Here is a 21654-nt window from a genome sequence, read left to right as displayed (position 1 = left end):
AATCTCTTACTAAAAAGTAAGCAAGAGAAATTTACACAAAATATCTTACACTACCCCTGCTAATTTTGTTATATGTCTTACAAAATCACTATCGTTTCTACCGTAATTTGGATTATAGTTATAAGAACCACTCGCAACATCAGAAGCTGCAGTGATTAAAGAGATAACAATAGTAATTATTGCAATAAAAATTAAAACAGCATTAACAATATCAAAAATTAAAGTTAATCTACTTGTCTTTTTTAAATTTTGAATTTGATAATTTTTCTCATATTCTTGCACATCTTCTTCTTGATCTCTTATTATTCCGTATCTTGGATTACTATTTGCATAAGGAGCAGAATTTGAGTCATATTTTTGTGAAAAATTTCTAATATTTAGTCTTTCTTCCTGTTCTATTGGTTCTTCATACTTGAATGCTTCAAGTCTTTTATAACCCATAAAAGTAAAGATAATTCCAAAGAAAATAGATAATACATAATACAATTTAGCATCGGCTAATTTTGTATTATTTAAGTTAGATATTAGTGCACTTGCCATTATTTTAAAAATTACAGCAACAAATCCTATAATTCCAGCTATTATAAATGTGAATAACACTATTAAATCTCTTGTTTTATAGTTTGCTACTTCAGCTTCAAAGCTTTTTGGTTTAGAAACTCCAATAATAGAGTTAATTTGATAACTTAAAACTATGGCAACAAAAATAAAAACATAAGAAATTATGTCGACAATTAAAGAGTATTTTCCTAATTGCTTAATTTGTTTGATTTGATTCATTTAATTCCTTTCTTTTTATTTAAATTTTATTACTTTTTGCAAAAAAAAAAAAAAAAGTTGATATAGCAAACATTTTAGGGAAATAAAAATTCCTAATATAAAGGAATTTACTGTATTTTTAGGAATTTTCAAGTTTATACATATTTTTAATCTATTTCTGCTATTCATCTGTTTGTTAGAATAAATGCAGCTATTCAAACAAAGGGAATAACTGCAGCAAGAATTCAAGCAGTTTTAGCTTTTGCTGCACTTGGGTTATTAAATATAACTGATAGTTTTAATGTTAATAAAACTAAAAACACCAAATAAGTAATATAAATAGCAGAAGTTACCAATAAAAACAAACCTTTGAAAGCTAGTGCTCATAAATTAAAAAATAAGAAAGAAAATGTTATTAAAAACATTAAAACTATATTTACTATTTATAATATGAAACAAGTTAAATTATTTTTTCTAATTTGTTCTTTTTCAAATGACATTATTTTCTCCTTTCAAGATTTATATATCAATAAAAACATTATACAGTGAAACAAAAAAAAAAAAAAACGAAGCAAAAAATAGAAAATTTTAAGCGTTTTTACGCTTTTTGCCTTGCTGATTGAACTTTTATGAACTTTTTTGAACAAATATGAACAAATTAGTATATAATAAGATTGCAAAGAATTGGAGGAAAAATGAAAAAATTTGCTAGAACAGTTCTTGGAGATATTGATCCAAAAGAACTTGGAGTGGTAGATTGCCATGATCACCTTATAAAAAATTATGGACCAGAAGCACATGAACATCCTGATTTTGTTATGATGTCAGTTGATGCATCATTAAAAGAAATGGATGAATTTGTTGCTAAAGGTGGAAAAACCATGGTAACAATGGATCCGCCTAATGTAGGACGTGATGTATATAAAATGTTAGAAATTGCTGAAAAATTAAAAGGCAAGGCAAACATTATTATGGCTACAGGATTTCATAAAGCAGCCTTTTATGACAAAGGAGCTTCATGATTATCACTAGCTCCAATTGATGATATTGTTGAAATGGTAAAAGCTGAAATTGAAGTTGGTATGGATGAAATGAATTACAGTGGACCTGTAGTTAAAAGATCTAAATCTAAAGCTGGAATTATTAAAGCTGGTACTGGATATGCAGCAATTGATAGACTAGAATTAAAATCTTTAGAAATTGCAGCAAGAAGCAGTATTGAAACAGGGGCTCCTATTTTAGTACATACACAATTAGGAACAATGGCTTATGAAGCAGCACAACACTTAATTGATTTTGGTGCTAATCCAAGAAAAATTCAATTATCACACTTAAATAAAAACCCAGATAAATATTACTATGAAAAAATAATCAAAGAATTGGGAGTTACTTTATGTTTTGATGGACCTGACAGAGTTAAATACTACACAGATGCAACTCTTGCAGAAAACATTAAATATTTAGTTGATAAAGGATACCAAAAACACATTACTATGGCTCTTGATGCAGGAAGAATTCTATATCAAAGACATTATGGAATTGAAAAAGGTAAACAAACATTTGGTTTAGGATATCTATTTGATAGATTCATCCCACTATTAAAACAAGTAGGTGTTAGTGATGAAGCAATTCAAGATATTCTTGTAAATAACCCAAGAGAAATTTTAACTTTTGATGAAAAAAGAACATATGATGTTTCAAAAGTTAATCCACGGGTATTAGAACTTAAAAAAGCTTTAAAAGTTAAATAATAAAAATAAAAGAAAGTAAAAAAATGATCGAAAAATTAAACAAAAAGAAAAAAACAGGTTTAATAGTAGGTTGAGTTGTTTTTGCAGTAATTAACTTAATAATTATTTTAACTACTTTATTAGTAAAAGCCGCAAATCACACAAATGCATGAAGTGGACAAGCATGATTAGATGCTTTCTTCTTCTTATTAAACAAAGTATATTTAGATAACTTCTTTAAACTTCCTGCCTTATTATTAGGTTCTCTAACTTTTGTTGGTTATCTAGTAATTGGTAGGGGTATTAGAGAATCCTTTATAGGTTTTCTAAAAACAGTTATAGGATTTATTTTATTACAAATAGGTTCTGGAACACTTGTTGGTTTAGCAAAACCTGTATTTAACGGAGTAAGTCACATTGGTGGAAATTCAGTAGGAATCGTTCCTTTAGACCCTTACTTCTCACTTGCTAGTCAGCAAGCCTTTTTCTCAGGAAAAGACTTTACTTCAAACTATGCATCTTTAATCTCATTTGCATTTATTTTAGGTTTTGTTGTAAATATTATTATGGTTGCTCTTAAAAAATGAACTAACACAAATAGTTTAATGATTACAGGGCACGTTATGTTACAACAAGCAGCCGTTGTTACAGCAATTTTCTATGCAATCTTATTTAGAGACTTTAGAATTTTTGATGGAACAATCACAGTTGGAGAACAAGTTGGATTAATAATTATGTCAGGGATTTTCCTTGGTGTTTATTGAGCTACTGCTTCAACTTCAACTGTAAAAGGAACAAATGTAGTAACACAAAATGCTGGATTTGCTGTTGGACACCAACAAATGTGAGCAATTGCTACTACATACAAACTAGGAAGATTTTTTGGAAACAAAAATGATTCAGCAGAAAATAAAAAATTACCTTCATATTTAAAAATATTTGAAGATAACATCTTTACACAAACAATAATTATTTTAGTATTATTTACAACATTATTTGTTATTTTAATTGCTGTAGATCATACAAAAGTTATTGAAAATGATTTAATTAAATTTACAAAAGATTATGCAATATGAAATAGTTCATTTGGTGGAGCTAACTTTGTATTAAATATCTTTGGTGGATCTCTAAAAATAGTTGCTTCATTATTAGCAATTATTACAGGGGTTAGAATGTTTATAACAGAGTTACAACAATCATTCCACGGAATTAGTGAAAAAATAATTCCAGGAGCAGTTGTTGCGGTTGATGTTGCAGCTGTTTATGGATTCTCAATCAACTCTGTAACATTTGGTTTTTTATCCGGAGTAATTGGACAATTTTTAGGAGTAGCAATTGTTATTGGATTAGCAGCTATTCCAGGACAATCAGTTGTTTTTGTTGCAATTCCATTATTTATTACATTATTCTTTAACTCAGGTTCATTGGGAGTATACGCAAATGCAAGTGGTGGTTGAAAAGCGGCTTTAATCCTTCCTGGACTAATTGGTTTCTTAGAAATAATAATTATTTCCTTCGCAACAAGAGCAATTTCAAATGGATTTGGAACACATATCTCTCCAGTAGCAACTGGATATATTGGAATGGCAGATTGAAACTTATTCTTTGGGTTATTAATTTGAATTTCTTCATATCATATTGTTGTTGCTTGAATTTTAGTTTCTATAGCAATAATTGCTATGGTTGTTATGGGAATGATAGTAGATAACGGTTCACAAACAAAACCAACAATATTACAAAAAGTTCTAAAATTAAAACCAGCATTAGTGACAAACTAATTCTGAAAGGTTAGTTTATGCTAACCTTTTTTTAAAAGAAAAGAGGCAAAAATGAATAATAAAACTTTAAAAATTATAGCAGCATGTGGTAACGGAATGGGAACCAGTATGATTATAAAATTAAAAGTACAAAAAATTACAAAAGAATTAGGAATCGATGCAACCGTAGATGCTTTATCTATGGGACAATCAGTAGGAATGACTAATTCAGTTGATATCATTATTTCATCAAAACACCTATCAAGTATGTTTAATCACGATCAAAAAGCAAAAATTGTAGGTGTAACTAATTTAATGGATGAAAACGAAATAAGAGAAGCTATTAAATCCGCCTTGGAGATTCAATAATGGCAAAAATAAACCTATTAAATATTTTAAAAGAAAACGAAACAATTAATTTAAATTTAAGTGCAAAAGACTGAAAAGAAGCAGTGTATTTATCAATAAAACCATTAATTGATAAAAAAATGGTTGAGAAAAAATACTATGAAGCTGTTATTGAAAGCACACAAAAACACGGTCCTTATTATATTATTGCAGATAACTTAGCAATGCCACACGCACAAAGCGATGCTGGAGTTAATGAAAACAGTTTTTCATTAGTTACTTTAAAAGAACCAGTTTATTTTGAAAACGATTCAAGACCAGTTAGAGTTTTAATTGCTTTAGCAGCAACAAGTGCAGAAGTACACACTTCTGAAGCATTACCACAAATAGTTGCTGTTTTTGAAGATGAAAACAATTTAAAAGCAATAATGAACGCACAGACAAAAGAAGAAGTTTTAGAAATTATTTCAAAAACTGATTTTCAAAAATATTTACAATAAAAGGAGAAAAATGGCATTACCATTATTACAAATAGCTCTTGATAATTTAACAATTGAAGATGCTATTAAATCAGCAAAAAAAGCAGAAAAGTATATTGATGTTATAGAAGTAGGAACTATTTTACTTGCTTCTGAAGGGAAAAAAGCAATTAGTGAATTAAGAAAAGCTTTTCCTGACAAAATAATAGTTGCAGATGGAAAAATTGCAGATGCAGGGAAAGTTTTTGCAAAAATGTTTTTTGAAAGTGGAGCAGACTATGTTACTGCAATTTGTGCTGCAGAAAATGCAACAATGGATGAATTAGTAAAACTTTCACAAACATATGGGAAAAATAAAGAATTACAAATCGAAATGACAACAAATTTCACTTGAGAACAAGTTGAAAATTGAAAAAAATCTTTAGTTCCACAAATTGTTTGACACCGTTCAAGAGATGCACAAGCTTCTGGTGTAAATTGAGGACAAAAAGATATTGATACAGTTGCTAAATTAGCATCAATGGGATTTAAGGTAACAGTTACTGGTGGAGTTACTGTGGAAGATATTAAATTATTTAAAGATATTCCTGTATTTATTTTTATAGCAGGTAGATCTATTAGAGATGCAGAAAACCCAGAACTTGCTGCAAAGGAATTTAAAGATGAGTTTAAAAAATACTGAAACTAAAAAAAGATTTGTAGGAATATATGAAAAAGCAATTAACAATAAATTTGATTGAAGCGACAAAATAGATATAGCTAAAGCAGCTGGTTTTGACTTTATCGAATTTAGCGTTGATGAATCTGATTTTAGACTTGAAAGATTAGAATGGGATAACCAAAAAATTAATGATTTAAGAAAATTATTAATTGAAAAAGACTTTTATTTTAATTCCATGTGTTTAAGTGCACACAGAAGATTCCCTTTTGGTTCACAAAATAAAGAAACCAGAGAAAAAGCTTTTGAAATAATGGAAAAAGCAATAATACTTGCAAAAAAACTAGGAATTAGAATTATTCAAATTGCAGCTTATGATGTATATTATGAAACTTCAAATTCTAAAACTAAAAAAATGTTTATTGAAGGAATGAAAAAATGTGCTAAATTAGCACAAAAATACAGCATAACTCTTGCTTTTGAAACAATGGATACTCCTTTTGCAGGAACTATTTCTAAATGTTTATCTTTTTTAAAAGAAATAAATGAACCTAATTTCTATATTTATCCTGATTTAGGTAATTTAAATCAATTTACAAAAGATATAGAAAATGAAATATTTTTAGGAAGAGAAAAAATAGTAGCTTTCCACTTTAAAGACACTTTACCTACTAAATTTAAAGAAGTAGGATGAGGGAAAGGAACTGTTAATTTTGCTAAATCATTAATAGAGATAAAAAGAAATGACCTTAATGTACCTATTTTAATTGAAATGTGATCAAAAAATTTTCCAGATGAATCAAAAGAAAAAAACATTTATAAAATAAAAGGCGCTTTAGAATTTTATAAAAAACAATGAAAGAGAGCAAAAGGTGAATAAAGAAGAAATTGAATTATTAAAAAAAGAAGTTTATGATGCTAATATGCTTCTATATAAGTACAAACTCGCAATTCATACTTGAGGAAATGTTTCTGGAATCACAAAAGACAGAAAATATATGGTAATAAAACCTTCTGGAGTTAGTTATGAAACAATGACACCAGATGATATGGTTATTGTTGATATGGAAAATAATGTTATTGATTCTAAATTAAAACCATCTAGTGATACTCCAACACATACACTTTTATATAAAGAAGATAAAAATATAAAAGGAATTGTTCATACCCACTCACCATTTGCTGTTGGTTTTGCTCAAGCAGGAAAAGAAATTTCTTGTTTTGGAACCACACATGCAGATAATTTTTTTGGAGCAGTTCCTTGTACTAGAGAATTGTCAGATGACGAAATTAATGGAGCATATGAACATAATACAGGTTTAGTTATTATTGAACATTTTAGAAAAAATAAAATTGATTTTGCTTCAACAGAAGCGACTTTAGTAAAAGAACACGGACCTTTTGTTTGATCAATGGATAGTCCAAAAAAAGCAGTAGATTTAGCTTTAACTCTTGAAGAAATTGCTAAAATGGCAATTAATACTTTAATTATTGATCCACATAAAAAAGAAGCTAATAAAACCTTACAATTAAAGCACCATTCAAGAAAACACGGTCCAAACGCATATTATGGACAAAATAAGTAAGTTAAAAATCGAAAACATATTTTTTGATTTAGATGGAACTCTTTTAAATTCACAAAAGAAAATAACTAACAAAAGTATAGAAATTATTGAAAAATTAAGACAAAATAAAGGAATAAAAGCATCAATAATAACAGGAAGACCATATTATTTTGCAAAAGAAGAATACTATAAAATAAATTCTGATTTCCCCATTGTTAGTTGTAACGGTTCTTTAATTTATGATTTTAAAAAAGACAAAGTTATTTTTGAAAATCCTATTAATAAAGAAAAAACAAAAGAAATTTTTGGTATTTTAATTAAAAATAATATAACTTTTTTAATTTACACAACAAAGAAAATTTTTGGTTTTTACAGTAAAAAAGAGTTCCCGGAATGATTTAACTGATTAAAAAATACAGTTGATTCTAAAGAAGAAAAATATAGGTTTGATATCGTTTTTTCACAATACAACAATTTAAAAGAAAACTATTTTAATATTCAAAATCACAGCATTATAAAATTTTTAATTATTAAATCAGATTCTGAACCTAACAATATAACTAACTTCAAAAAAGAAATAGAAAAAGTAACCAATATTTATTTAATTAACTCTCAAGAAAAAGTCATTGATATAATGCCTGAAAATTCTTCAAAAGGAAAAGCATTGGAAATCCTTTCTAAAATAGAAAAAATAGATTTAGAAAAAACCTTGGTTTTTGGAGACCAAGACAATGATGTTTCTATGTTTGAAGTAGCTAAATTTTCAGTAGCAATGGGGCAATCAAAAGAAGAAATAAAGGAAAAATCAACCTTTACCACGAATAGTAACGATGAAGAAGGAATATATAATTTTCTTAGAAATTTAATATAATTTTATTATGAAACAACAATCTTTAGAAAGAATAAAAGTGAATCAAACAGAGCAAGGTTTTTGACTTGTTCCTTCAATATTTAAATTATTTACTCCTAAATCTCGTAATTTTGTAATTAAATTTTCAAAATCATTAGAAGATTTAATTGAACAAAATAAATTACTAAATAGAGAAATAAAGTTTTCTTTTAATGGTGATAAGAATTTTATACTTTTTAATAAGTTAATAAAGCAGAGAGAATGGGATTTTGAACTCCCTGCTAATAAAATAAATAAAATGAAAGAAGATGACTATATAGATTATGAAGTTATACCCAATTTAAAAATAAGATTTAATTTTAAAACAATAAATAATATTTATAAAGGTAACATATTTTTTGTATCTAATGAATATTTTCAAGAATTTTATAATAAAAACAAAACAAGTGATAATGATATATTGATATTAGAATGGACGAATTGAGATTTTAATATAATAAAAAACCCAGATTAGTTTTCTGGGTTTTCTTTTTCTTCTGATTTGTTTGAATCTAAAGTTTGGTTTTCTCCACTATTACTATTGTTTGTAAAATCATTTTTATTATTAATATTTTTTTTCTTGTTAAAGTAAGGTTCAATTAAGCTTGTGTAAAGTAAAATTATAGTTGAACCTATGGAACCAATTACGATAAAGGTATCAGCAAAGTTGAATGTTCCGTTATCGTGTCATGGTAAGAATAAAATATCTTTAACTCCATTTTGATTTATAAAACGGTCAAGCATATTTCCAAAAGTTCCTGCTCATAAAAATCCTAAAAATACTAATGTGTAATATTTTTTAGAAAAAACCATAAAATAAGGAACAACAATAACAATTAATAAACTGAAAATATGGATTAACGTAAAACCTAAATATTTATTTAATCCTGAAGTTACACCTCTATGTAATAAAGGTCTAAAACCAATAAAACCATAATTATAAAGGGTTTTTCCATCAATTCATTCAGCTCTTTCTTGAAAATATTGATGTTCAAAAATAAGATTTTTAGTTAATTGATCAATTAGTGTTAAAACTAATAAAACACCAAAAGTAATAAGTGCATTAATTATTAATCTTTTTTTATTAAAACTCAAAATTTTTGTTTTTCAATTCTTGAAAAAAATGTTAATTTTGTCCATCTTTTAAAACCTCAAAACATCTTAAACATATGTCATCTTTAATTTGAGTCATTTCAAAGTGATTTCAACATCTTTGACATTTTAATGAATCAAAAGCAGTAACTTTAGTTTCATTTGCAAATTCCACTGTACCAACCATTAAGAGTTTAACTAAGTTAATTTTTTTAATAAATTCACTGTCTGTTTTTATATAAACTTTAGCTTCATTTTGTCTTTTGATAGCTCCATTTTTAATTTGTTCTTCAATTAATTTATATATTTCATCTTTAAGTGTAAAGAACTCTTTTCACTCTTGATCTATTTGTTCATCAATTTTTTTCTCTTTTAAAAAGTCTTCTAAGTGAATTGAAATTTGTTTATTTTCTTTTTTAAAGAAAGAATAAGCTTCTTCGGTTGTTGTTGGTAAAATAGGAGCTAAAGAAATTAAAAGTAATTGAGTTAAGTTGTAAAGGTTTTTTTGAATCATTAATCTTTCTGGCGAATTTTTTTTATCTGCATATAAACTATCTTTAGTTATAGAAAGATAAAATCCAGAAAAATCAATAATGAAATTATTTATTTCTTTTACAACCAACAAGAATCTAAAGTCATTATAGTGCTTAATAATTTCATTATTTAACTTATTAATTTTATTAGCAATAAATTCATGTATTCCTTCAAGTTGAATATTGTCAATTTTTTCATAATCAAAATCATTAATATTTCCAAGTAAAAATCTAATTGTATTTCTTATTTTTCTGTATATTTCTATGTTTTGTTCAAAAATTTTAGTTGAATAAGAAATATCATCAGAATATTCGCTGTTGGAAACTCAAAGTCTTAAAACATCAGCTCCGTGTTTGTTAATTAGGTCAATTGGTTCAACTCCATTACCAAGAGATTTAGACATTTTTTGTCCTTTTTCATCAACAATAAATCCGTGTGAAAGCAGTTCTTTATATGGAGCAGTTCCTCTATAAACTACTGAATTAATTAAAGAAGAGTTAAATCAACCACGATATTGATCTGAACCTTCAAAGTATAAATCAAAAGGTTTTGTTGTTCCTTCTATTTCTACTCCTATAGAAGTAGAACCAGAATCAAATCAAACATCCATAATATCTTTTTCTTTTGTTCAACCTAAATTTCTATATTTTTCAGGTAAAAGATCATCAACTTCTTTTTCATATCAAACATCGCTTCCGTTTTGTTTGACTAAATTAATTACATAGTCAAAAATTTCTTCGTTAATCACAGGATCTCTGTTTTTATCATAGAAAATTGTGATTGGAACTCCTCAAGTTCTTTGTCTGGAAATTGTTCATTCAGCACGATTTTCAATCATTTTTGATAAACGTTTTTTACCTCATTCATTGAAGAATTTAACTTCATCAATAGCTTCTAAAATTTTATTTTTAAATTTATCAATTGAAACAAATCATTGTGGTGTTCCTCTAAATATAATAGGTTTTTTAGTTCTTCAATCATGTGGATATGAGTGTTTTATAAATTGTAATTTTAATAATTCACCTTTTGATTCTAAAAACATTCCTATTTCTTTATTAGCGTCTTCATAGAACATTCCTTCATATTGTTCTGCTTCTTTATTTAGAGTTCCATCATCAGCAACGTGCATTATCATATCTAGATTTTCTTTTTTACCAATTAAGAAGTCATCTTCACCAAATAAAGGAGCCATATGAACAAGACCAGTACCTGCTGTGATTTCTACGTGATGTCCTAAAACCACTTTACCAGTTAAATCTCTTTTTATAGGTCTTATGTATTCTGCTCCATATAATTCTTTCCCTTTTGTAGTTTCAAGAATTTTATATGATTCTCATTTAAACTCTGCTGCAAGTTTTTCAACCAATTCAGTTGCTACTATATAAATTTTTTCTTGTACTTGAACTCTAGAATAATCAAAATCTTGCCCAATAGCAACACCTGAGTTAGCAATTAAAGTTCAAGGAGTTGTTGTTCAAATAATTAGATTATCATTTTCTTTTATAAAGGAATTTCCCTTTGTAACAAGATAACTAACATAAATTGAAGGAGATCTGTGTTCTGCATATTCTACTTCAGCTTCAGCTAAAGCTGTTTGGCTTGAAGGTGATCAATATACTGGTTTTAATCCTTTTCTTAATAAACCATCTAAAGCCATTTTTTTAAGTAATTCAAGTTGTTTTGCTTCAAATTCAGGTCTTAATGTTATATAAATTTCTTTAAAATCACTAAGCATTTGTAATTTTTGCATTTGATTTTTTTGATTTTCTATTTGCTCTAAAGCATATTTTTTTGATTCTTTTCTAAGTTCTAAAATAGAAAAATCTTTTTGATTTTTATTCAAATTCTGTAGCATTTTTAACTCAATAGGTAGACCATGAGTATCTCAACCATTTACAAAAGGTGAGTAGAAACCACTCATACTTTTATATCTAACTATAATATCTTTAATAATTTTATTTAGAGCATGTCCTAAATGGATGTTTCCATTTGCATAAGGTGGACCATCGTGTAAAACATATTGTGGTTTACCTTTATTTTTCTTTAAAACTTGTTGGTAAATTTCTTTTTCGAGTCAGAATTGTCTGTATTTTTTTTCTTTTTCAACTAAATTTGCCTTCATTTCAAAATCTGTTTGAGGCATATTTAAAGTATCTTTATATTGTTTTTCCATAACTACTCCTTTTTAAATAAAATAAAAATCTGCATTCAAGGACTAACGTACCACCTTGAATCAGATTCTCTTTTTTGTTCGTTTCGTGAACCAAACGCCTTGTTAGGTCTCGGAAGTGATATTCAAAGGATCCAGATTGACTTGCACCAACCGTCAATTCTCTAGTGCTTTAACTCTTTGAACGTGTCTTCGTCATCGATATTCTATTATTTTTAAATTATATAAAAAAAATAGAAAAAATTCATTTTTTTGTTTTTAAATTATTGTTTATTTACAATTTTTATCCAAATATAAATTATTCAACAATAGTTTTGAGTTTTTTAGATGTATGTCTTTTAAAGTATAGTGTATTTACTAAAAGTAAAATATTGGAAAGAATCATTATAAGAGCAGCTATTCAAGGAAAAATTAATCCACTAATAGCTAAAGGAATTGCAAGTGAATTAAATAAGAAAGCTCAAATAAAATTCATTTTGATAACCATTAATGTTTTTTTAGCTAAATAAATTGCTTGATAAACAGCATATAATTCATTAGTCATTAATGAAATATCGGCTGTACTATTTACCAAATCAGACCCACTTGCAAAAGCAATTCCTAAATCTGCTTGTTTAATAGCTAAAATATCATTTAGGCCATCTCCAACAAAGATAGTTTCACCTTTTTCTTTGTATTCACTTATTAATTTGAGTTTATCTTCTGGTTGCAATTGTCCGTAAAATTCCTTTATATTCAACTCAGATGCAATTTGTTTTACAACTTCTTTATTATCTCCAGAAGCAATAACTACTTCTAATCCGAGTTTATGAAATTTTTCTATTATTTTTTTAGCATCTTGCTTGATTTGATCACCAAGAGCATAAACAAAAACTATTTTATTGTCCTTTGAAAGAGCAACATAACTATATGCTTCAAAAGAATTGATTTTTACTTTGTCAATAAAACCTTTTTCTAACATTTTTTTATAAGATCCAAGTTCGTATTGACTTTGTTCAAATTCACCTATGATTCCATATCCCGGAATCTCTTTTTCATTAGAAATAGAAACGGGATTAAATTTTTTATAATTAGTTATAACTTGAGATAAAGGGTGGTGAGATTTGCTAGCTAAACTTTGAACAATTGTTTCAAAATTGCTATCTCCAAAAACTTTAACAATTTCAGGTTTTCCTTTTGTTAATGTTCCTGTTTTGTCAAAAATTAGGTATTTTGCTTTTTTAAGTTTTTCATAAACATCAGCAGAAGAAAAGAGAATTTTATTTTTTGTTGCAAGTCCGCTTGCAGAATAAATAGCAGCAGGAGCCGCAATTCCAAAAGCACAAGGACAAGCTATAACAACAACAGTTACGCCAATTTTTATTCCATAATAAATTGGTTGTAGATCTTTTTCTAAATAAGAAGGTCAATACTTAGAATCAATTAGATATAAAGAAATTGTTCAAGCAAGAAAACTTATAAGAGCAATTGATAAAATAACAGGAATAAAATATTTAACTATTACATCAGCTAATCTCTGTATTTTCGAAGTTGAATCAACTATATTTTCAAGTTTATCAATGATTTTAGCAAGAGTAGATTCTCTTGCTGTTTTTTGTACTTGAATTTTTAGTGAAGCAGTTAAATTGATAGCACCAGAAACCACAAAATCCCCTGGTTGCACGGTTTTTGGTAAAGGTTCACCATTAATTGCTGCCATATCTAACTCAGAAGTATTTTCTAAAATTATTCCATCAATAGGCACGTTTTGCCCTTTTGGTAAAATGATGACATCACCTACTTTTAAAGTACTTGTTGATACTTTTTTAGTTGTTCCATCTTCTAAAACAAGCATTGAATAGCGATTTTGTAATTTTAATAATTCTTTAATTCCTATACTTGATTTCCTCATTAATTTATTTTCTAAATAGTGTCCAATGGACACAAAAAGAAGTAAAGCAGAAGGAACCTCTCAAAAATACATTTCTATTTTGTAGTATCCACCATCTTTAGAAAATAAAGTATATAAAGTCATTATTAATGAGTAAAAATAAGATATATGAACCCCGATTGCAATTAAAAGGTTCATATTCATTACACCTTTAAATAGTCTTACATAGTTTTTGAAGTATTCTACCGAAACTGCAAAAACAATAAAGGTTGCAAGAATCCCTAAAACTATAAAAACTCAATTTTGTTGATTATTATAAATAATTTCGTGTTTATTGTTAATTGCACCAATTATATTAGTTAAAATAACTAAGAAAAAAGGGATAAAGATGATAATTTGAATTACCATATTGTTAAATGGGGTTCAAATTCATCTTAAAAATTTTGACCAAAATTTTTTAGTATGGTTCAGCATCATATCCAGCCTGTTTTGCTAATTTTATAATTAATTCATCTGGATAAAGTTCATCATCTGCATCTACTTTTAACATTTTATCCATTAAATTAAGTGAATATTTAATTTCAGGATATTGTTGAAACTGTTTATCAATATTTGATTTACATGATGCACATGAAACATTGATAGTAAAATATCTTGACATTTTTTCCTCCTTGTTTTTATGAATAAATTTAAATTTATTTCGATTATATTATATAAACGCACTTAAAAATTTTTTATTTTTTTATGTTTTGAATAAAAAAAAGGCAAAATTTTGAGATTTTTTATTTTGTAGTGAATAATTTTATCTACAAAAAACAGAAAAAAATAAAAATAAATAATAAAAATGTTATAATTTTATATATTTAAATTAATGAGGTAATATGAAAAAAGAAATGACGTTAGAAGAAAAAGAAGTAAAACAAGAAAAATCTCAAAAAAAATCAAAAGAAAGTAGAAAAGCTAAAACAAGACAAGGAAGAAATAACAGATGACTTTGAGGAATTTTCTTAGGATTTGCATCTGCTGTATTTTTAGGTGCTTCTGTTTGACTAATTGTTCAAAAAGTGCAAAGAGATAATTCTGTAAATCCATCTGTTCCTACAACTCAAAGAATTCAAGATGATAAAAATAAAGACAATTCTAACAAAGAAGCATAAACTTCAACTAACAATCCAAGCACTACTACAACAAACTAATTTTTAGAACCTTAAGAAAAGGTTCTTTTTTAATATTTGTTTTATAAAAATATTGTAAAATTTATAAATATGAAGAAAGAGAATATAAGAAATTTTTGTATAATTGCACACATTGATCATGGAAAATCAACATTAGCTGATAGAATACTAGAATTAACTGGTGCTGTTGCTAAAAGGGAATTAAAAACTCAACATTTAGATTCAATGGACTTGGAAAAAGAAAGAGGAATTACAATAAAATTAAACGCTGTACAACTAAAGTACAAGGATTTTACTTTTCATTTGATTGATACTCCTGGTCATGTTGATTTTACTTATGAAGTTTCTAGATCGTTAGCAGCAACAGAAGGAGCTTTACTTCTTGTTGATGCTACACAAGGAATAGAGGCTCAAACATTAGCTAATGTATATTTGGCAATTGATAATAACTTAGAAATCATTCCAATAATCAATAAGGTTGATTTACCTTCTGCCGATCCAGAAAGGGTTAAAAAAGAAATTGAAAATGTTATTGGAATCCCCGCTGATGAAAGTGTGCTTATTTCTGCAAAAACTGGTCAAAATATTGATCAAGTTTTAGAAGCAATAATTAGTAAAATTCCCGCACCTAAAGAAGCAGATGATAATAAACCTTTAAAAGCTTTAATTTTTGATTCTTATTTTGATCCATATAAAGGAGTTGTTCTTTTAGTAAGAATTGTAGAAGGAAAAATTAAAGTTGGAGATAATTTCTTTTTATTTTCTTCAGGAAAAAAATTTCACGTGGTTGAATTAGGGGTTAGAACTCCTGCTGAATTAAAAAAAGAAGAATTAGTTTCTGGTGAAGTTGGTTGAATTGCTGCTTCTATTAGAGATGCTAAGGATATTTCTGTAGGAGATACCATTACTTTAGTTGATAATCCAGCAGATAGTGCTTTACCAGGTTATAAAAAACTAAAACCTGTTGTTTATACAGGATTTTATCCAATAGATGGAAAGGATTATGATTTATTAAAAGAGTCTTTAGAAAAAATTTCTTTATCAGATTCTTCAATAACTTTTGAACCAGAATCCTCAAAAGCTCTTGGTTTTGGTTATAGAATTGGATTTCTTGGAATGCTTCATATGGAAATACTACAAGAAAGATTAGAAAGAGAATTCAATATTGATTTAATAGCTACTGCTCCTTCTGTAGAATTTCATGTATATAAAACTGATGGTTCAATGGAAATTATTGCTAATCCTTCTAATTTACCTGATCCAACATTTATTTCAAAAATTGAAGAACCTTATATTAAAGCATCAATTATAGTTCCTGAAAATTATGTAGGTTCTATTATGGAATTATCACAAAATAAAAGAGGAACTTATGTTGACATTGAATTTATAGATGCTAACAGAAGAAGGGTTATTTATGAATTACCTTTAGTAGAAATAATTTTTGATTTTTTTGATAAATTAAAATCTATTTCTAAAGGATATGCTTCTTTTGAATATGAATTAATAGGATATAGAGAATCTAATTTAGTTAAACTAGACATCCTTTTAAATGGAGATAAAGTCGACGCTCTTTCAATGATTGTACACAAAGATTTTGCTTATAATAAAGGAAGGGAACTAACTGAAAAGTTAAAAGAAGTTATTCCACGTCAATCATTTGAAGTTCCTGTTCAAGCGGTAATTGGTTCAAAGGTAATAGCAAGAGAAACAATAAAAGCTTATAGAAAAGATGTTACAGCAAAATTATATGGTGGAGATCCAACCAGAAGACAAAAACTCCTTAAAAAACAAAAAGAAGGAAAAAAACGTATGAAAGCAATAGGTTCTGTAGAAGTGCCACAAGAAGCATTCTTAGCAATTTTAAAAACTGACAACAATGGTGGTAAAAAATAATGAAAATAACACCACTAAATAACACGAAAACTGTTAGATTTACTCATTTTAAAGTTGCAGAAACAGACAAAAAACAACCAAAATATAAAAGTAGTTATAAAGATCCTGAAAATGTAATTCCCACAGGTGCTTATAAAATTTTTGCTCTTGAAAATAAAATCATACTATCTATGCTTTTGTTTTATTCAATAATGATATTAATAATTTCTATTTTAATAACGCTTATTGCAACAAATAGTTTTAAAGCAATGAAAATTGTTGATAGAGATTATAGTTGAAGTTGATTTATTATTCCTGTTGGTTTATTATCATATTCTTTTTTTAAATTTATAATGAAGTTAATTGAATTTTCTTCTATTAAAAAGGCTTTAAAGTTTTATAGAATAGAATTAGAAAAAAATACACAAGCTATTCCAACATTTATAGCTCAGTTGTATAAAAAGTTAATAAAACAACAAATTCATCACAACTGATTCTTAGTCTTTTCTATATTTTATATGGGTATTTTTACTTTATTTATATGATATTTTAAAGATAAAAATTATCACGATATATTTTTAAATTTTAAAGCTTGAATTAGTGCTTTAAGTCCCAATCCACAATTGCTTTCAATAATTCTTTCTTTAATTATTTTAGGAAATATTGTTATTTGAGCAATATTGACTATAGCAAGAAAAAAAAGAACAAATGATATACAAGATTATTTTGGTTATCAAATAGTTAAAGATACAGAAATTGATCAAATGAAGATTAAAATGAATAAAGGATATTTAAAATTATTTTTCTTATCTATTGCTATCATTTTAATTCTTCCTATAATTACCTTATTGATAGTAAAAAGAATAATTTTAAAAAGAAAAAAATAAAGGAAATTCCTTTATTTTTATTTTATTTGTTTTATTTAGAACACAAAAAGAAAATCGAAGAAGCTTGAATTTTTCTTAGCTCATTTTAAATATCTTTCGTGTTTATCAAGTTGCTCAATTGCATCTAATGCAGCATAATATTTACTTAATGTAGAAATTCTTACTGATTTGTTTTTAGATAATGAAAGTTGAATTTCTTCATCTCCTGCTTTTTTTCCTAATTGTTTTAAAGCTTTTCTATTATTAACAAAATTAATTATAAAAAATATCAATAAAATTATAGATATTAAAATTGTTATTGCTGAAATAATTGAATATGCTATTTTATATGAATTTTGTCTTTCTAAAGGAAGAATAGCATAAATTATTCCGTGAAAAATTGAAAACAATGCAAATAATATAAAAGGCAATCAAAACATAAAGAAATTTTCTCTAGAAGCATAACCAATAACTTTTTTAATTTTTGTTTCTTTAATTGTAAGTTCAACTTGAGTATTTTCTTTATTTTTCATATCACTCCTATTTGTTATGTAATAAAATTACTAAATAATTATAATACAAAAAGCGTTTTTATAAAAGAACTGAAAAAAAGAAAAGAATTTTTAAAAACTCTTTTCTTTATTTTTCTTTATATAATCATAAAGGATTTTGTTTTACTTTAAAATAAACATAAATTTCTAAACTATAAAAAGAAACAGAAAGAATATAAATTAAAGTAGAAAATAATGTTAAGAAAACTGCAACAGATAAAGAAAAATGGTTATTAAATAATTGATAAATTACATTAACTAAACCACCTAATGAAGCAAAAACATAAGTGTTATAAGTTAGTAAATTGAATTTTTCTATTTTTCCTCATACATGAGTTTTTCTAAATGTTTTATAAGGTTTTTTAATTCTGTTATATAAAATAGCAGCAGATGCTATATTTCATAAAAAGAAAATTATAATTTGAATTATTGGTAATCACATATTTTAATTATATTAAATTTTATAATAATTCTCCATAATTTGATATAGATTCAATTCATTCATTTAGATTTTCAATTGGAACTGTTTTAAATTCTTCTAATTTTTTTTCTAACTCTTTAATATCACTATTAATTTTTTCTCTTTTTTCTCCAAAGGCAAAAAAGGAAGAAATAGAAGTAAGTAAGGTTGTTAAAGCAGAAGCTAAAGTTATTTCTAGTAAGTAATAAATTGATTTTTCTGTTCCTTTTATGTCAGGAAATTGATTAAATCTTAATGAGTATAAGTTGAATACAATCATTAAGGAAGTCATAACTATTACTAAAATATTAAGTAATAAAAATAAATAGTATGAAATTATAAATTTTCTTTTGTACTTGTTTCTTGTTTTATTTACAAGTTGTAATAATTCCTTTTCTTCCATATTTTCTAGGTTTTTTAATACATATTTTTTATGTGTTTGACTTGCAAGAATAGTTTCTGAAGACACATCACTTTCTCTATCTAGATAGTTTCATTTTAATATTAAAAATAATCTTTTTAAAAGGATTTCTCCTTTATGTTTGTTTTTTTTGTACAGACCAAGATTAGCATCATATAGAGCTTTTTCTAGTTTTATAGTAGTAAGAGCTTTTTTATTTTTCTTGTATTTTGCTTGCATTGCAAAGAAAGAAATAATAGATGTTATGAAACTACCTGAAGCAGATAATCAAGCAATTATAATTGCATAGTTATTTCTAAATTCGCTGTTTGTGAATTGTTCTGGCAATACCGGTCTAAATCTTTCTCCTACTCCGGCTAAAAAATAAGCAGTAAGCATAGAACTTAAAAAGACCAAAATAAAAGTCACAAAAGTTAATGTAAAGAAAAGAAATCTTAATACAAAAACTTTGGAAAAAAGAATATTATATATTTTCTTGTATTTTTTTTCAATTTCCATATTAGTTTACCTTCTTCAATAGAGTTGATTTTAATTCTTTTTTTAGACTTTTTTTGTTTCTGTTAATTAGTATAGGTTCAACTAACTCTAATTCTTTCTTAAATTGTTCAATGGTATATTCTTCATCTTGTGATTCATATTTTATGAGTAAATAAGTTAACTGTTTTTGGACTTTTTTATATTGATTGTAGTGAAAAGAAGTTTTAAATATAGCTAAAAATAAACTTAGGAAAAAGATGGTGATAAGAAATACAACAAAAATCGCAGTATATGAAAGAGTTTTTAAAATTTCAATTCATTGACTTTTTGAAGTTATGTGTCTTCCTATCTCTGAATTATCTTTAACTAACTCAGTGGCAGCATAGTCTAAATAGATAATAGCGCTAATTATAGAGTAAATATTTAAGATAATAATTAATGCTGAAAAAGCAATGTTTGCTCAAAAATATATTTTTGATATTTTTTTCAAACTTTTTATCTTATTTTCTATATGTTTTATTATTTTTACATTAGGTTTAAACATCTATTTCTCCTTTCTCTATTTCTTTATAAAATTTAGTTAATTTAGTTTTTGTTTTTTTCAATGAATCAAAAACTGCACTTCTTGTTGTGGCACAAATTTCTGCAATTTCTGCCAATGAAAGATCTTCAAAATAAAAAAGCTGGAAAATTTGTTTTTGATTTTGTGTTAATAATGAAGAATATTTATCGAATAATTTAATTAATAAATCTCTATCTTCGATATTACTCATTGCTTTCCTTATTCATAAAGTCTTTAGTTAAAGCATAAATAAATGCATCTAAATCAAACTCTTCTAAATCTTCCATTTTTTCACCAAGACCTATTAATTTAACATCTAAATCAAGTTTTTCCTTTATGGAAAGAATTATTCCACCTTTACTTGTACCGTCCATTTTAGTTAAAACAATACCAGAAATAGGGGTTACTTCTTTAAAGTGCATAGCTTGAGAAATTCCGTTTTGACCTGTAGTTGCATCAATAACTAATAAAGATTCATGAGGTGCTTCCGGTATTCTTTTTTGAATAATGTTATTAATTTTAGCAAGTTCATTCATTAAATTAACTTTATTTTGTAATCTTCCGGCTGTATCTATTATTAATAAATCATAGTTTTCAGCAATCGCTTTATCTAAAGACCTATAAACTATTGAAGCAGGATCGTGTTCATTTGGATTAGGCATAATAATATCCGCTCCTGCTCTTTGTGCTCAAATAGATAATTGTTCTACGGCAGCAGCTCTAAAAGTGTCACCAGCAGCAACTAAAACTTTTTTATTTTGGTCACAATATTTTTTTGCTATTTTGGAAATAGATGTTGTTTTTCCTGAACCGTTAACACCAACCATTAAAATAATATTTAAACGGTTTTCTTCGATGTTTAGTTGAGTGTTAATTATTGAATTATTGGCATAAATTGTGTAAATTTTGTCAGCAATAATTTCACCTATTAATTTAGGATCACTAAGATTTTCTCTTTTTACTTCTTTTTTTATTTCATAAATAATCACTTCAACAAGCGAATAAGAAATGTCAGACATAATAAGAATTTCTTCTAATTCTTCAAACATTTCTTCATCAATTTTTTTATAAGAATTTTGTAAATTTATAATTTTTTCAGTTAAAGAAACATTGGATTTTTTTAAACCAGCAACGTATCTTTCTACTTTGTCTTCTTTAATTATTTTCTTTTCTAAATCTTTTTCAATTTTCTTTTCTAATTTTTCTTTTTTCTTTTCTAATTCAAGTTCTTTAAGTTTTTCTTTATCTTCTTTTGAACCGAATAATCTTGTTTTTAGTTTTTCAAAAAATTTCATAATTATAATTATAAATGTTTATAAAAAAAATTCTAAAATATAAATAAAAAAAGTACCTTCAGGTACTTATTGCTTAATTGTAAGATCAAGTGCACCACTTTAAAGTAAAATTTAAAGTATGGGA

General features: G+C 26.2%; 24 protein-coding genes. 12 read left to right on the top strand and 12 right to left on the bottom strand.

Annotated elements, in window-relative coordinates; genetic code table 4:
* Positions 1-45: 45 nt before the first annotated feature.
* Together ACXX86_RS03000 and ACXX86_RS02995 are read right to left on the bottom strand one after the other, a co-directional pair.
* On the bottom strand, positions 46-780 hold the full coding sequence (locus ACXX86_RS03000) for a hypothetical protein (RefSeq protein WP_458561103.1): 735 nt from the start codon (positions 778-780) through the stop codon (positions 46-48).
* 146 nt (positions 781-926) lie between these two features.
* Complete coding sequence (locus ACXX86_RS02995) at positions 927-1184, bottom strand: hypothetical protein (protein WP_458561102.1); 258 nt, start codon at positions 1182-1184, stop codon at positions 927-929.
* Between the two features lie 270 nt (positions 1185-1454).
* Between ACXX86_RS02995 and ACXX86_RS02990 the strand changes: the two genes are divergently transcribed.
* The 9 genes from ACXX86_RS02990 to ACXX86_RS02950 are packed head-to-tail and all read left to right on the top strand — an operon-like array spanning position 1455 to position 8660.
* On the top strand, positions 1455-2510 hold the full coding sequence (locus ACXX86_RS02990) for a phospho-furanose lactonase (protein WP_458557277.1): 1056 nt from the start codon (positions 1455-1457) through the stop codon (positions 2508-2510).
* A 23-nt stretch (positions 2511-2533) separates the two neighbouring features.
* Positions 2534-4267 (top strand): PTS ascorbate transporter subunit IIC, encoded by a 1734-nt coding sequence (locus ACXX86_RS02985; protein ID WP_436358719.1) that lies wholly within the window; start codon positions 2534-2536, stop codon positions 4265-4267.
* Positions 4268-4318: 51 nt separating this feature from the next.
* Positions 4319-4615: a PTS sugar transporter subunit IIB gene (locus ACXX86_RS02980; protein WP_436358718.1), complete on the top strand. Its 297-nt coding sequence runs from the start codon at positions 4319-4321 to the stop codon at positions 4613-4615.
* Entirely contained in the window at positions 4615-5094 is a 480-nt protein-coding gene (locus ACXX86_RS02975; protein ID WP_436358717.1) for a PTS sugar transporter subunit IIA, read from the top strand. The genes ACXX86_RS02980 and ACXX86_RS02975 overlap by 1 nt, the downstream gene beginning before the upstream one ends.
* 10 nt (positions 5095-5104) lie before the next feature.
* Positions 5105-5761, top strand: coding sequence for a 3-keto-L-gulonate-6-phosphate decarboxylase UlaD (locus ACXX86_RS02970; RefSeq protein WP_436358716.1), 657 nt, complete (start codon positions 5105-5107; stop codon positions 5759-5761).
* Complete coding sequence (locus ACXX86_RS02965) at positions 5736-6611, top strand: L-ribulose-5-phosphate 3-epimerase (RefSeq protein WP_436358715.1); 876 nt, start codon at positions 5736-5738, stop codon at positions 6609-6611. The genes ACXX86_RS02970 and ACXX86_RS02965 overlap by 26 nt, the downstream gene beginning before the upstream one ends.
* Positions 6604-7317, top strand: coding sequence for an L-ribulose-5-phosphate 4-epimerase (locus tag ACXX86_RS02960; protein WP_458561101.1), 714 nt, complete (start codon positions 6604-6606; stop codon positions 7315-7317). Before ACXX86_RS02965 ends, ACXX86_RS02960 begins: the two co-directional genes overlap by 8 nt.
* Complete coding sequence (locus tag ACXX86_RS02955; protein WP_436358713.1) at positions 7301-8167, top strand: HAD family hydrolase; 867 nt, start codon at positions 7301-7303, stop codon at positions 8165-8167. The genes ACXX86_RS02960 and ACXX86_RS02955 overlap by 17 nt, the downstream gene beginning before the upstream one ends.
* Positions 8168-8174: 7 nt before the next feature.
* Positions 8175-8660, top strand: a complete 486-nt coding sequence (locus tag ACXX86_RS02950; RefSeq protein WP_436358712.1) for an MPN499 family protein — start codon at positions 8175-8177, stop codon at positions 8658-8660.
* Here ACXX86_RS02950 and ACXX86_RS02945 read toward each other — a convergent pair.
* The 4 genes from ACXX86_RS02945 to ACXX86_RS02930 all read right to left on the bottom strand — a co-directional run bounded on the left by ACXX86_RS02945 (position 8657) and on the right by ACXX86_RS02930 (position 14512).
* Positions 8657-9280, bottom strand: coding sequence for a signal peptidase II (locus tag ACXX86_RS02945; protein ID WP_458561100.1), 624 nt, complete (start codon positions 9278-9280; stop codon positions 8657-8659). The genes ACXX86_RS02950 and ACXX86_RS02945 overlap by 4 nt on opposite strands.
* Positions 9281-9311: 31 nt before the next feature.
* Positions 9312-11984: an isoleucine--tRNA ligase gene (ileS, locus tag ACXX86_RS02940; protein ID WP_458561099.1), complete on the bottom strand. Its 2673-nt coding sequence runs from the start codon at positions 11982-11984 to the stop codon at positions 9312-9314.
* A 295-nt stretch (positions 11985-12279) separates the two neighbouring features.
* Positions 12280-14259, bottom strand: a complete 1980-nt coding sequence (locus tag ACXX86_RS02935; protein ID WP_458561098.1) for a heavy metal translocating P-type ATPase — start codon at positions 14257-14259, stop codon at positions 12280-12282.
* Between the two features lie 49 nt (positions 14260-14308).
* The gene (locus tag ACXX86_RS02930; protein WP_436358708.1) at positions 14309-14512 is read right to left on the bottom strand and encodes a heavy-metal-associated domain-containing protein; all 204 of its coding nucleotides are present in this window, start codon (positions 14510-14512) and stop codon (positions 14309-14311) included.
* A 220-nt stretch (positions 14513-14732) separates the two neighbouring features.
* Between ACXX86_RS02930 and ACXX86_RS02925 the strand changes: the two genes are divergently transcribed.
* The 3 genes from ACXX86_RS02925 to ACXX86_RS02915 all read left to right on the top strand — a co-directional run bounded on the left by ACXX86_RS02925 (position 14733) and on the right by ACXX86_RS02915 (position 17785).
* Positions 14733-15008, top strand: a complete 276-nt coding sequence (locus ACXX86_RS02925; RefSeq protein WP_458560491.1) for a hypothetical protein — start codon at positions 14733-14735, stop codon at positions 15006-15008.
* A 108-nt stretch (positions 15009-15116) separates the two neighbouring features.
* Positions 15117-16919, top strand: a complete 1803-nt coding sequence (lepA, locus tag ACXX86_RS02920; RefSeq protein WP_458559526.1) for a translation elongation factor 4 — start codon at positions 15117-15119, stop codon at positions 16917-16919.
* Positions 16919-17785 (top strand): MSC_0882 family membrane protein, encoded by an 867-nt coding sequence (locus ACXX86_RS02915; RefSeq protein WP_458561097.1) that lies wholly within the window; start codon positions 16919-16921, stop codon positions 17783-17785. Before lepA ends, ACXX86_RS02915 begins: the two co-directional genes overlap by 1 nt.
* A 35-nt stretch (positions 17786-17820) precedes the next feature.
* Here ACXX86_RS02915 and ACXX86_RS02910 read toward each other — a convergent pair whose 3' ends face one another.
* The 6 genes from ACXX86_RS02910 to ftsY all read right to left on the bottom strand — a co-directional run bounded on the left by ACXX86_RS02910 (position 17821) and on the right by ftsY (position 21530).
* On the bottom strand, positions 17821-18297 hold the full coding sequence (locus ACXX86_RS02910) for a hypothetical protein (protein ID WP_436358704.1): 477 nt from the start codon (positions 18295-18297) through the stop codon (positions 17821-17823).
* A gap of 106 nt (positions 18298-18403) precedes the next feature.
* The gene (locus ACXX86_RS02905; protein WP_436358703.1) at positions 18404-18757 is read right to left on the bottom strand and encodes a hypothetical protein; all 354 of its coding nucleotides are present in this window, start codon (positions 18755-18757) and stop codon (positions 18404-18406) included.
* 19 nt (positions 18758-18776) lie between these two features.
* Positions 18777-19694 (bottom strand): DUF4231 domain-containing protein, encoded by a 918-nt coding sequence (locus ACXX86_RS02900; protein ID WP_436358702.1) that lies wholly within the window; start codon positions 19692-19694, stop codon positions 18777-18779.
* Position 19695: 1 nt separating this feature from the next.
* Positions 19696-20217: a hypothetical protein gene (locus ACXX86_RS02895; RefSeq protein WP_458561096.1), complete on the bottom strand. Its 522-nt coding sequence runs from the start codon at positions 20215-20217 to the stop codon at positions 19696-19698.
* Positions 20210-20446 (bottom strand): sigma factor-like helix-turn-helix DNA-binding protein, encoded by a 237-nt coding sequence (locus ACXX86_RS02890; protein WP_436358700.1) that lies wholly within the window; start codon positions 20444-20446, stop codon positions 20210-20212. Before ACXX86_RS02890 ends, ACXX86_RS02895 begins: the two co-directional genes overlap by 8 nt.
* Positions 20439-21530, bottom strand: coding sequence for a signal recognition particle-docking protein FtsY (gene ftsY / locus ACXX86_RS02885; protein WP_436358699.1), 1092 nt, complete (start codon positions 21528-21530; stop codon positions 20439-20441). The genes ACXX86_RS02890 and ftsY overlap by 8 nt, the downstream gene beginning before the upstream one ends.
* Positions 21531-21654: the final 124 nt, after the last annotated feature.

It is taken from the genome of Mycoplasma sp. CB776 (assembly GCF_054343395.1).
The sequence above is the reverse complement of the archived record's forward strand: the minus strand, read 5'-3'. Positions and strand labels throughout refer to the sequence as shown.